Below are 12,695 nucleotides of genomic sequence, written 5' to 3'. Positions count from 1 at the left end.
GTGAGCAGCAGCGCTGGGCGCGGCTCAGTCAGAGTCAGAATTAGAGTCAGAATCCACGTCAGATTCTGATGCCACAGCTGCGCGTGCCGCAGACTTCGCTCCAGCACGCGCCAACCATTGCACCAGTGCAGCGGTGAACAGACCCATGCAGATCAGGATCAGGACAAAAGAAGAAAAATCGTCGCCCATAAACAACAACGTCATGATGATTGCAATGGAGTGGACGGCACAGATGATACCGGCGGCACCGACCAGTGGCCACGCTGCACGATGAGCGGCACGCCATGCGCTTTCGCTGACGCGCGCTTCTTCAATCGGGATACCCCACGATGATCCCATGGGGAGGCCAGGGCGTCGAATACGCCGGGCCTGGTTGATAAGGTAGCCGCCGGCAGCCAGCAAAATAGCCGCGCTGACCCACGCGAAGATGGTGAAAACAGCTAGAGCCATGTCTCCGTACTTTCTGTATCAATGCGCAGGGCAGCGATCACATCTGTGCGCAGCACCATCGGTTCATCGTTCCTCCTCCGAATATCAGAGGAAGGGAATCCGGTCACGCCCCGAGGAGCCAGATCCGAGAGGAATACCTCAGACATGTCTCCTCAGGAGCGCTTCCGGAAACCTGTTCTTTCAGTCGTGCTGAGCCAGGCTCAGAGCCTGACGTGCAATCGCCAGCTCCTCGTTGGTGGGGTAGCACAAAACGGTGACTGACGAATCAGGGTGTGACAGGACGATCGGAGCCTTGACATGCCAGTTTTCCCAGTTCAGATCATGGTTGATCTTCACACCGAACGGTGCGAGGGCATCACATAGCTCTTCACGCACGCCCGGATCGTTTTCGCCAATGCCAGCGGTAAACGTCAAGGCGTCCAGTCCGCCCAGCTCCGTCCAGTACGCGCCCACATACTTTACCAGGCGATGAATGTACACATCCATGCCCGCGCGTGCGCGCTTGGAAATCTCCTCAGGACCGTTTTCAATGAGCTCCCAGTTGGTGCGCATGTCAGCTTCGCCGGTCATGCCCTTCATGCCGGAGCGCTTGTTGAGGAATTCGTCAACCTGATCGACTGTCATGCCAGCTTCGCGCTGCAGGTGGAACACAACAGCTGGATCGATGTCGCCTGAACGAGTGCCCATCACCAGGCCCTCCAGAGGCGTCAATCCCATCGAGGTGTCGATCGCGCGCCCGCTGTCCACGGCCGAGGCCGACGCGCCGTTGCCCAGGTGCAGCACAATCTGCTTGAGGTCATCGCGGCCCAGCATCTTGGAAACCTCTTCGGAGACGAACTGGTGAGACGTGCCATGAGCACCATAGCGGCGAATACCGTACTGGCGGGCAACATCGCGGTCAATCGCATACATTGCCGACGCCTCGGGCAGATGCTGGAAGAACGCGGTGTCAAAGACTGCCACGTGCGGCACGTCGGGCATCAGCTCACGCGCAACATCGATGCCTTTGAGGTGTGCAGGGTTGTGCAACGGTGCCAGTGTGCACAGCTTTTCAATCAACGCGCGCACATGATCGTCCACCAGTGCGGGCCCATCGAAGTAGGATCCGCCCTGCACGATTCGGTGGCCGACGGCCACAATCCCAGCTTCAGCAAGCGTGGGGCCAACCTCGTCAAAAATGGCGAGAACCTTCTGCAGCCCATCACCGTGATCGGGGACCGGCTCTTTACGAACGAGTTCCTCGCCCGCATGCTTGTGCGTGATGATGCCGACCGGCTCACCGATTCGTTCGACGATTCCTTTGGCGAGGACGTCTCCCGACACGGGGTTGATCAGCTGATATTTAATGGAGGACGATCCGGAGTTGATGACCAGAACTGTGGACACGCGGGTGGCCTTTCGTTGGAAGTTTCCGTAAATAGTGACAAATGGGATCTGGTGGTGCGCCTGGAGTGGCGGCGCACCACCTGACTACTGCTCAGCCTTGTGCCTGGACAGCGGTCAGAGCGATGGTGTTGACGATGTCTTCCACCAAAGCTCCTCGAGACAAATCGTTGACGGGCTTGTTCAGGCCCTGCAGCACCGGGCCGACAGCCACGGCGCCAGACGAGCGCTGGACGGCCTTGTAGCCGATATTGCCGGCATTCAGTGACGGGAAGATGAACACGTTCGCCTTGCCGGCAACATCAGAATCGGGCGCCTTCTTGGCGGCAACCGCCGGATCCACCGCAGCATCGAACTGAATCGGGCCTTCGATGGCCAGCTCGGGGGCCTTTTCTCGGGCAAGACGCGTGGCCTCCACAGTTGCGTCGATATCGGGGCCGGAGCCGGACGTGCCCGTCGAGTAGGACAGCATTGCGACGCGCGGTTCCACGCCGAATTGCTCGGCAGTCTTAGCCGATGAAATCGCGATGTCAGCGATCTGTTCTGGCGTGGGGTTCGGGTTGACAGCGCAGTCGCCAAAGACCCACACGCGATCCTTCATCAGCATGAGGAACACGGAGGAAACGATCGACACGCCCGGTGCCGTCTTGATGATTTGGAAGGAGGGCACAATTGTGTGAGCCGTGGTGTGAGCTGCACCGGACACCATGCCGTCAGCATCGCCCATGTGCACCATCATCGTGCCGAAGTAGGACACGTCGCGGATTTTCTCGCGGGCCTGCTCAATGGTGATGCCCTTCTTAGCGCGCAGGCGAGCAAATTCTTCGGCGTACTTTTCCACCAGTTCAGCATCGTCGAGTGCCACTACTCGCGCGGCTGCGATATCAAGGTTGAGCTGCTGTGCGCGCTCGCGGATGGCAGCTTCATCGCCCAGCAGAATAATGTCGGCAATGCCCAGTTCGAGCACCTCAGCAGCCGCCTGCAGGACGCGATCGTCATCAGGCTCAGGAAGGACGATGCGCTGGCGATCCGCGCGGGCACGATCAATGAGGTCAGCCTGGAATGACACGGGGGTCACGACACCTGCCAGTTTTGCCGAGGTAATCTGCTCCACGGTGTTCTGGTCGAGGCGGTCCGAAATGACGGGGATCTGCTCGCATGAAACGGATTCGGCGCGCACACCCGGTACGATCAGTGCCACGACTTGTGCGTGGTGGGCTCTGGCGCGAGCGCATGCCGCCTGGGCCTGCACGCTCACGAGGTCAGCAGGGACGCCCTCGGCATCGAGGACGAGGATGACGCGCGCACCTACGGAGGCTGCGACGTCAAGGCTCCATCCGATTGAATCGAAAGTGGGCACTGCGGAAAAGTCTGCATGTTCGAGCAGGGTTACGTCGGATGAATCGGCGCGAACGGCGTTGATGACGTGAGCGAAAGCTGAAGCGGAGTCCTGCGCAACCTCTGTGATGGAAGTGTCCAGGAGGGTGTCTGCACGGGTCACTGAGTGGTCCTTTTCCAGTGCAGATACGAGGTCATCGCATATCTGTGTAGCGTTGACGGTAGGTTCGGGTTGAATGACGAGGTAGCGGTCGGTCACTGTCTCTCCTAGCTCTACTACGAGGAAGTCCCTCACCGGATTCGCGACGACGGGACACTGGTTTCATGGTATCGCCGCGAGCGTGACCCATGCCGTAATCTTGGGGCAAAACGTTGTGGATGTGCCCACGTTTGGGGCACTTCAGTGGTGTGCGTCTCCTTTTGAGGTCTTTGTGATGGATGTGTGCGCGACGCATGGATTGTTCGTGTGTGCTGCCTTGTTCAGGTGGCGTGCACGGTGCCGACTCTGTCACTTGATGTGGCGCAGTAGGTGTGACGAGGCAGAGCCGATACAGTAAAGGCAATGAATACATCTGAAGCCGGCTCCGAGCACGGTCGGACGCATCCGCTTGATCGTCGCGCGAACGCGATACTGCGAACCGCGACGATTATTTTGACGTGCCTCGGCGTGGTGACGATGGTGGTCTTCACGCTGTTCGACCATCCGCATCGGGCGGTGGTTGTGCTGATTGTGATGTTGTATGCCTTTGCTGTAACGCGGGCGATATGGCCGACTCCTGTGTGGTTCGGCTCGCGTCGCCGCTTCTTCGACGTCGCGTTGTACGCCGGTTTGGCGAGCGCCATCTGGTTCCTCTCGCCCTTTACTGCGACCGTCGCCAGCTAGGTGTGGCGAGCTCCGCCAGTCGGATTCCTTCGCCACTGAAAGCTCGGGTTCTGCAGCCCTGGCCAGCTAGATTTGATGTGCCCCGTCGGCTCACTTCTGCAACTGTCTCCAGCTCAGGCCCAGCATCCCTCGGCAAAATCTTTGCCTGCCCAGGCCCTGCACTCATCGTCACAATCTTCGCTTGTCAAAGCCCTGCATCCCTCGCCAGAAATCACACCAGCCCGGGTGCCACGCGCGAAGCCGGCCATCGAGAGCAAAAATCTGCCAGAGTGCTGAAAGATATCTCGATATCGAGTAATCTTCTTTTTAGGTGAACCACATCACCGCGCGCGCTGCAGATGGCGTGCTGATTGCGAAGATCTGAAGACCGTAAGGAGCAGTCCGACAATGTCAACCATTAAGGTACAAGGACCAATCGTCGAACTTGACGGCGATGAAATGACACGGATCATCTGGCAATTCATCAAAGATCGCCTCATCCACCCGTACTTGGACGTCGACTTGCGCTACTACGACCTGTCGATCCAGAACCGCGATGCCACCGACGACCAGGTGACGATCGATGCAGCGCACGCTATCCAGGAACACGGTGTCGGCGTCAAATGCGCCACCATCACTCCTGACGAGGCGCGTGTCGAAGAATTCGGTTTGAAGAAGATGTGGCGTTCTCCCAACGGCACGATTCGCAACATCCTCGGTGGCGTCATTTTCCGCGAACCCATCATCATCTCGAACGTTCCGCGCCTTGTTCCTGGATGGACCAAGCCAATCGTTGTGGGACGTCACGCATTTGGCGATCAGTACCGCGCAACAGACTTCAAGATCCCCTCGGCCGGCACGGTCACGATTACCTTTACCCCTGAAGACGGATCTGAGCCCATCGAACATGAGGTCGTCAAGGTGCCCGAGGGTGGCGGCGTTGCCATGGGCATGTACAACTTCAACGAATCGATTGCCGACTTTGCGCGCGCCTCATTCGCATACGGACTGCAGCGCGGATACCCCGTCTACCTGTCAACGAAGAACACCATTTTGAAGGCCTACGATGGGGCATTCAAAGACATCTTCCAGGACATTTTCGACCACGAATTCAAGGCCGAGTTTGAAAAAGCAGGACTGACGTACGAGCACCGTCTGATCGACGACATGGTCGCCTCGTCACTGAAATGGGAAGGCGGATACATCTGGGCGTGTAAGAACTATGACGGAGACGTCCAATCCGACACCGTTGCACAGGGATTCGGCTCCCTGGGCCTCATGACGTCAGTTCTGCTCACCCCAGATGGCAAGACGATGGAGGCCGAGGCCGCTCACGGAACAGTCACGCGCCACTACCGTCAGCATCAGGCTGGCAAGCCGACTTCCACCAACCCGATTGCCTCGATTTTCGCGTGGACCCGAGGCCTGGCACACCGCGGCAAGCTGGACTCAACGCCGGAAGTGACCGAGTTTGCGCAGACCCTTGAAGACGTCGTCATCAAGACTGTCGAGGGCGGCCAAATGACGAAGGATCTGGCACGACTGATCGGACCGGATCAGCAGTGGTTGACAACGGAAGAGTTCCTGACAGCTCTGGACGAAAACTTGCAGGCGCGATTGAAGTAGCTCGTAGCTGTTACCTGAAGGAGCGGCGCAGTGTCCACGGCAGATGCTGCGCCGCTCTTTCATGCGGTGTGTCGATGTAAGCGGCGGCCTGTCGTGTAGGTGTGCATAGTCGGTGTCCTGTGCTGGTGTGCATAGTCGGTGTCCTGTGCTGGTGTGCATAGTCGGTGCACTCGCGCGCAGTCCTCGTCTACTACGCATTGTTGGCGCCCTCCCATATACTCACCTGTCGATCTGATGCGAGACCACTCCTCCCATCCCCGTCACTTACACAACTGTCGATCTGATGCGAGACCATTCCACCCATCCCCTCCACTTACACAACTGTCGATCTGGGCGGCTGAACTGGTAACTCTTTTTCAGGCGAACCGCTCTGAACTGCATCGATGGTGATGAAAGCTGATCAGGTCACCCTCGTACCTCGTCCTGATCGACAGAAGGGGGCGAAGGGGGCGAAGGGGGCGAAGAGGGCAAAGAGAAGGAGAGGGGTGAAAAGGGCAACGGCGTGAGGGGGCAGGGGAATGAAGAGGGGCGAGGGGGGGAAAGTGAGGGGGAAAGAAACGGGCGAAGGGAGGAACGCGTGTCGCAATGGTGAAGCGAGAATTCACTGGCGCCGCGTTGGCCGTCACTGACACGATGAGCGGGCAATTGCGAGATGCCCCATCGGGCCAATTGACGGTAGTCTAGTTACGGGCATGCTGAACTTCGTGACCTGCGAGGCCAGCAACGCAGATGCACCGGTACGATTTTGGAGGAACTTCATGTCGACTGAGCCAACCAGCACCGAGGCAATGACCCTCGATAATTCGTCGAATACGCATGATCCCAATACGCCGCAGGTCGACACAGATCCTGATGCTCCGCGAATCGGCGTCCTCACGTCTGGTGGTGACGCTCCAGGAATGAACGGAGCCGTGCGCGCCGTTGTTCGCAGCTGCCTGGCCCGCGGGGCGCACCCCTACGCCATTATGGAAGGGTGGGCAGGTGCTGTCAGCGGCGGAGACGCCATCAAGGAAATGGGATGGTCAGACGCGTCAGGCATCCTCGCTGAAGGCGGAACCATCATCGGCACAGCACGGTGCGACGAATTCCGCGAGTACGAGGGGCGCCACCGCGCAGTCCTGAACCTTGTCAGGAACGGAATCGACCGGCTCGTCACCATCGGCGGCGACGGCTCCCTGTCAGGCTCAGAAGAATTTCAGGACGAGTGGCCCCAACACATCCGTGAGCTTCGCGACGAGGGGGAAATCAGCGATGAGGACGCCCGCCGCCATGAGTACCTTCGGGTGGTCGGCCTGGTTGGATCCATCGACAACGACCTGGTCGGCACAGATATGACGATCGGTGCGGACACCGCGCTGCACCGCATCATCGACGCCATCGATCACATATCCTCCACCGCGGCATCGCACCAACGTACCTTCATCATCGAAGTAATGGGCAGGCATTGCGGGTACCTCCCGCTCATGTCGGCAGTGGCAGGCGGCGCGGATTATGTATTCACGCCGGAAAACCCGGCAGGCCCCGGCTGGCAGGAAGACATGTGCTCCAAGCTCCTCGCAGGACGTGCAGCCGGACGACGCGAATCGATGATCCTCGTCGCAGAAGGAGCCACCGACCAAGACGGCGAACCAATCACCACGCAAAACGTGGCCGACGCGTTACGTGAAGGAACAGGCGAAGACCCCCGCATCACAATCCCGGGCCACACTCAGCGAGGCGGATCACCCTCGGCATACGACCGTTGGATGTCGACACTGCTCGGATACGCAGCCGTCCAGGAACTTGTGAAAGCAGGCGACGATTTTTCCCCATGTGTGCTGGGCGTGCGCCACAATCGCGTCACTCGTATTCCGCTCACCAGAGCAATTAAACGCACACGCTCCGTCAAAGCGATGATCGCGGCTGGCGACTACACGGCAGCGCAGCAGGCGCGAGGTTCCTCGTTCTCAACCATGCTGGAAGTCAATGAGATACTGTCAGCGCCTCCGGTTGACATCACGATTGCAGACGACGCGAAACGAGTCGCGATCCTGCATGTCGGCGGACTGGCACCTGGTATGAACACTGCAGCTCGCGCAGCGGTTCGTCTGGGTATCGCACGAGGCTGGCGGATGCTGGGCGTTGACGGATCATGGTCAGGCCTGATGGATGGGAGAGTCCGCGATCTCACGTGGTCTGACGTAGAAGGCTGGGCCTTCCACGGTGGAGCGGAGCTGGGCACTCGCCGCGCGATTCCGACAGTGGAACAGTTCTATGAGATTGGCCGTGCAATCGAACGCAACCGCATCGACGCCCTCGTCATTATCGGAGGACTGAACGCGTACCTGGCAGTCCAACATATGACTGCTGAGCGGGTACGATACCCAGCGTTCAAGATTCCGATGATCCTGGTGCCGGCCTCAATTGACAACAATCTTCCCGGCGCGGAGCTGTCTATTGGTGCTGACACCGCGCTGAACAATGCTGTGTGGGCGCTGGACCGTATCAAGGAATCGGCTGCCGCGTCGAGGCGCTGCTTTGTTGCCGAGACGATGGGCAGGCGTTGCGGCTACCTCACCCTCATGGCCGCGATGGCGACCGGCGCCGAATACGCCTACATCCATGAGCGCAATTTCGACTTGGCCGATCTGGACAAGGACGCCAAGCGCATGCGCAGAGCGTTCGAAGAAGGTCGGCGCCTGTTCCTGGTGGTTGTCAATGAAGAAGTGTCCGCGCATTATGACCGAGAATTCCTCGCCTCAGTGTTCGAAGCTGAAGGTCAAGGGCTTTTCGACGTGCGTGACTCCGCCCTCGGCCATCTGCAGCAGGGAGGAGCACCGACTCCCTTTGACCGACTGCTCGCCACAAGGCTCGTGTATTACGCATTGAAGCACCTGGCTGAACAGTTTGATGCTGATGACCACCGCGCGGTCTATATCGGGATGATTGAAAACGACATTGAGGCGCGGCCGGTAGAATCAATGTCAGCTGATTTGGACTCTGAGAACCGCAGGCCAATTGAACAATGGTGGCTCGAACTGCTGCCCGTGCTGTCTGCCGTATCCTTGGAGCATTCAGATACACCACTGGCCGACGTGTCGATCTCGCTGGCTGAGCCTGTTCCAGCTGATGGCGAGTGAGCGCTGCGGCACTGTGACCCAGACATACGCTCTATGAAGGAGGACGCAATGGGGATGGAAGCTCCCGTTAATCCGACAACAACCTCAGCTTGGGGACAACTCGACGAGTTGGCAGAAGTCTTTGTTCCTGACTTGCGCGGATGGTTCGAGAGCGAGCCGAACCGTGCCCAGCAGTGGACGCGACGCGTGGGTGACCTGCACGTGGATCTGTCGAAGAACCTCATCACCTCCGACGTTCTGGAGCGCCTCCTTGAGCTGGCGCAGCAGTGCAACGTGGGGGAGCGGCGCGACGCCATGCTGCGCGGCGAGCACATCAACGTCACCGAGGACCGCGCAGTGCTGCACACCGCCCTGCGCCGCGCACCCGATGACGTTTTGGAAGTTGACGGTGTCAACGTGGTCAAGGATGTGCGCGCAGAACTCAAGAAGATCTACGCCTTCGCGGACAAGGTTCGTGCAGGAAAGTGGTTGGGCGCCAGCGGAAAACCGTTGACGACAATTGTCAACGTCGGCATCGGCGGATCCGATCTCGGTCCCGTCATGGCATACGAGGCGCTCAAGCCGTACGTCCAGGATGGCATCGAATGCCGCTTCATCTCCAACATCGACCCGACCGATGCGGGAGAAACAACGAAGGACCTTGACCCTGAGACCACGCTGATCATCGTGGCCTCGAAGACATTCACAACCCTTGAGACAATCACGAACGCCAAGGTCGTGCGTCAATGGCTGCTGTCCGGGTTGCGCGAACGCGGCATCATTGCCGAGGGTGGCTCTGCCGAATCGGCGGGCGCCGCTGGTGAGTTGAGCGCCGGAACGGTGAGTGAAAGAGAAGCGATCTCGCGCCACTTCGTTGCGGTGTCGACTGCTCTGGACAAGGTCGAAGAATTCGGCATCGATCCTGCCAACGCGTTTGGATTCTGGAACTGGGTCGGCGGGCGCTATTCGGTGGACTCCGCGGTTGGTACGTCCCTTGTGGTGGCAATTGGTCCGGAACGCTTCGAGGAATTCCTCACCGGTATGCGCACGGTTGACCAGCACTTCGCGACCGCCAAACCTGAAGACAACGTACCCCTGCTGATGGGTCTGCTCAACGTGTGGTACGGCAACTTCCTGGGTGCTGACACTCACGCGGTTTTGCCATATTCACAGTATCTGCACCGTTTCCCTGCTTACCTGCAGCAGCTCACGATGGAGTCCAACGGCAAATCAGTGCGCTATGACGGGGCTCGGGTGGACTACGACACGGGTGAAATCTTCTGGGGTGAGCCTGGCACGAATGGTCAGCATGCTTTCTACCAGTTGATTCATCAGGGGACCCGCATGGTGCCGAGCGACTTCATCGCATTCGCCAACCCGACGTGGAATCTGCGCGACGAATGTGCCGGTGAGAATGGTGCCGATATGCATGAATTGTTCCTGTCGAACTTCTTCGCTCAAACTCAGGCACTGGCGTTTGGCAAGACTGCTGAGGAGGTACGCGCGGAAGGCACTCCCGAGGAAATCGTGCCGGCACGCATCTTCGGTGGAAACCGTCCGACCACGTCGATCATGGCACCCAGCCTGACACCGTCAGTTCTGGGGCAGTTGATAGCTCTGTACGAGCACATCACCTTTGTCCAGGGCGCGATCTGGGGGATTGACTCCTTCGATCAGTGGGGTGTGGAGCTTGGTAAAGTGCTCGCCCGCGGCCTGATGCCTGCCATTACCGGCGATGAGGACGTCTTGGCGTCGGTGGACTCTTCGACTCGCGCGCTGATCGAGTACTACCGCGCCTACCGGCGGGACTAAGCAACCGATGGGTAAGCCGACGGGGTGACTCAGCGCCGTATATCTGAATGCTTGCCAGTGGCTGCAGGAACTGAGATAGTTCCTGCAGCCACTTTTGTGTGCGGTGAGCTAACGACGGTGTAGCTCATGGTAGGACTCGGGCGCTTCAGTACGAAGATTCTAAGTGCCGACATTCGGTCGCGGTCGGCATTTATAAGAGAGGTAGAAACTCTGTGGACGACATGGTAAGAAAAACATACACACCGGCACATAAGTCGGTGCAGATAAAATCTCAACAACACGGCAGTAGGCCAAGGATGTTCCCCGAGTTCTGACATCCTAGAGGGGGAATCTCAAGAAAGCCGAAATGGAGGCAAACGTCGAGGGATGGAGTCCGTGATGATTGTCGGGTTTATTGTGGCTGTAGTTCTAATCCTTCTGATCGCCGCCGCAGCGGTGGTTGCGCGGCGAAAAATGCCGAGCAACCGGACCGACTACTTCACCGCCAAGTACGGCGGTTCAATCGACCGCATGTTAAGAGAATCTCCCGTTGATAAAGACTCACTGCGCCTCATCCGCGACACCGATAAACGCGGCGAAATCAGGGCAACGCGGGCCCTCATCAAGCAAGATCCTGTCCCGCTTGAAGTTGCAGTGGAGTTTATCCGCCGCCTGTAAACGACGCGAAGGGTACTTCCCGCCAGTAAACGTGTGGCCGCCCCGGAAGGGGCGGATGCCTTCTCCGATGGCTCAAACTGCGGAGCGCCTGACGGCCCAAGCCCCGCGGCGCGGGCATGCTGTACGAATCACCGTGAGCACGCCCGTGCATCTACCGCGCTCACCGTGTTCCGGCAGCTACGTGCTCCGACAGTTAGTTGTATCGGAACGCGTCGGTTGACAGGCGAATCTCATCCGCATCATCACCTGAACCAGCAGACTGTGAGTCATCAGAGTCACCCTCGTCGTCCTCGTCCATTACGGCGAGGGCGTCGAGGAACTCTTCATGCGAATCTGAACACTCGAACGCAAAGCGAGCCAAAGCCTCCGGCGACGTCGTCTTCTCCAAATCAACAAGCGCCTGGTCAACATCGAAGTCGGCCTGAGGCCACGACGGATTGATGTCGATAAGCGTGCGGCGCAGAATCTCTGAAACCGCCAATCGCGCATACCACTTGCGATCAGCGGGGACAACATACCACGGTGCGTCATCAGTGGAGGTCCGCGAAATCACTTCCTGATACGCCTGCTGATATTGCGACCACTCATTGCGCACCACCAAGTCGCCAGTCGAGAACTTCCAGTGCTTGTCACGACGGTCGAGGCGCTCACGCAGCCGCTCCCCCTGCTCTTCAAAAGAAATCGCAAGGAAAATCTTGATGATATGAATACCCTTTTCCAGGGTGCGCTTTTCGAAACGCCTGATGGCGCGGTAGCGATCTCGAAGGGTCTTGTCGTCGACGACCCATGAGCGCCCATGCTCATCATCGTGACCCACCAGTTTTTGCGCCGTCGGCACCAAGACATCCTCATAGTGGGAGCGGTCAAACACGCCAATCATTCCAGGTTCGGGAAGCTCGCGGCGAATGCGCCACAGAAAATGGTGCTTGAGTTCTTCTTTCGTGGGGGCTTTGAACGCCGCCAGAGACACGCCCTGCGGGTCCACCAACCCCATCACATGCCGCACAATGCCGCCCTTACCGGCGGTATCAAGCCCTTGGAGGACGATCAACACTGCTTCAGAGCTGCCGTTATCGCTGTGAGCCTGCGCAAAGAGTCGTTCCTGCAGCTCGGCCAGATCAGTTGCCTGATCTTCCATAGCTTTCTGGCCGTCCTTCTTACCCTCGTCCCAGCCGGGAGTCTTGTCACGGTAAATGGTTGCCAAATCCAGCTCTCCGTGAACGGCAAGCAGTTTGCGCGGATCAGTTGTCCAGCCTCGCTGCCGGGAAGAATCCATCGTCGAGGCACGTGTAGGCACGGCATCTGCTCGGTCGGCGCGCTTCTTTTTCTTCTTCGAACCCATGGGTGACATTTTAGTGACGAGGGCGACTCTTTTACACCTTAGAAACGCCTGTAAACGCGGAAAAGATCGACCGTTTTGCACAGAGTCGTCGCAAACTTGGGACTGCTTTCCCTAGTAAAGGACAAAA

The 12,695-nt window shown here is 58.6% G+C and carries 10 protein-coding genes; 5 read left to right on the top strand and 5 right to left on the bottom strand.

Annotated elements, in window-relative coordinates; all coding sequences use genetic code 11:
• Positions 1 to 24 precede the first annotated feature (24 nt).
• The 4 genes from BLT69_RS07500 to pta form a co-directional block, all read right to left on the bottom strand.
• On the bottom strand, positions 25 to 450 hold the full coding sequence (locus tag BLT69_RS07500; RefSeq protein WP_092648755.1) for a hypothetical protein: 426 nt from the start codon (positions 448 to 450) through the stop codon (positions 25 to 27).
• Positions 441 to 596, bottom strand: a complete 156-nt coding sequence (locus BLT69_RS10835) for a hypothetical protein (protein WP_157886380.1) — start codon at positions 594 to 596, stop codon at positions 441 to 443. The genes BLT69_RS07500 and BLT69_RS10835 overlap by 10 nt, the downstream gene beginning before the upstream one ends.
• 34 nt (positions 597 to 630) lie before the next feature.
• The gene (locus BLT69_RS07495; RefSeq protein ID WP_058237108.1) at positions 631 to 1,836 is read right to left on the bottom strand and encodes an acetate/propionate family kinase; all 1,206 of its coding nucleotides are present in this window, start codon (positions 1,834 to 1,836) and stop codon (positions 631 to 633) included.
• Positions 1,837 to 1,927: 91 nt separating this feature from the next.
• Positions 1,928 to 3,430: a phosphate acetyltransferase gene (gene pta, locus BLT69_RS07490; RefSeq protein WP_092648754.1), complete on the bottom strand. Its 1,503-nt coding sequence runs from the start codon at positions 3,428 to 3,430 to the stop codon at positions 1,928 to 1,930.
• 303 nt (positions 3,431 to 3,733) lie between these two features.
• Here pta and BLT69_RS07485 point away from each other — a divergent pair, with 303 nt between their 5' ends.
• The 5 genes from BLT69_RS07485 (at position 3,734) to BLT69_RS07465 (ending at position 11,226) form a co-directional block, all read left to right on the top strand.
• Positions 3,734 to 4,054, top strand: coding sequence for a DUF3017 domain-containing protein (locus BLT69_RS07485; RefSeq protein WP_058237106.1), 321 nt, complete (start codon positions 3,734 to 3,736; stop codon positions 4,052 to 4,054).
• Positions 4,055 to 4,441: 387 nt separating this feature from the next.
• The gene (locus BLT69_RS07480) at positions 4,442 to 5,659 is read left to right on the top strand and encodes an NADP-dependent isocitrate dehydrogenase (RefSeq protein ID WP_070724904.1); all 1,218 of its coding nucleotides are present in this window, start codon (positions 4,442 to 4,444) and stop codon (positions 5,657 to 5,659) included.
• A gap of 758 nt (positions 5,660 to 6,417) precedes the next feature.
• The gene (locus BLT69_RS07475) at positions 6,418 to 8,778 is read left to right on the top strand and encodes a 6-phosphofructokinase (RefSeq protein ID WP_257590293.1); all 2,361 of its coding nucleotides are present in this window, start codon (positions 6,418 to 6,420) and stop codon (positions 8,776 to 8,778) included.
• Positions 8,779 to 8,826: 48 nt separating this feature from the next.
• Positions 8,827 to 10,569: a glucose-6-phosphate isomerase gene (pgi, locus tag BLT69_RS07470; RefSeq protein WP_257590292.1), complete on the top strand. Its 1,743-nt coding sequence runs from the start codon at positions 8,827 to 8,829 to the stop codon at positions 10,567 to 10,569.
• Between the two features lie 378 nt (positions 10,570 to 10,947).
• A complete protein-coding gene (locus tag BLT69_RS07465) occupies positions 10,948 to 11,226 on the top strand; it encodes a hypothetical protein (protein WP_154955707.1) in 279 nt (92 codons plus the stop codon).
• A gap of 193 nt (positions 11,227 to 11,419) precedes the next feature.
• Here the strand turns inward: BLT69_RS07465 and BLT69_RS07460 are convergent, their stop codons facing one another.
• The gene (locus tag BLT69_RS07460) at positions 11,420 to 12,568 is read right to left on the bottom strand and encodes a PPK2 family polyphosphate kinase (protein WP_257590291.1); all 1,149 of its coding nucleotides are present in this window, start codon (positions 12,566 to 12,568) and stop codon (positions 11,420 to 11,422) included.
• Between the last annotated feature and the right edge of the window lie 127 nt (positions 12,569 to 12,695).

Source organism: Schaalia radingae, assembly GCF_900106055.1.
Taxonomy (GTDB): Bacteria; Actinomycetota; Actinomycetes; order Actinomycetales; family Actinomycetaceae; genus Pauljensenia; species Pauljensenia radingae_A.
The sequence above is the reverse complement of the archived record's forward strand: the minus strand, read 5'-3'. Positions and strand labels throughout refer to the sequence as shown.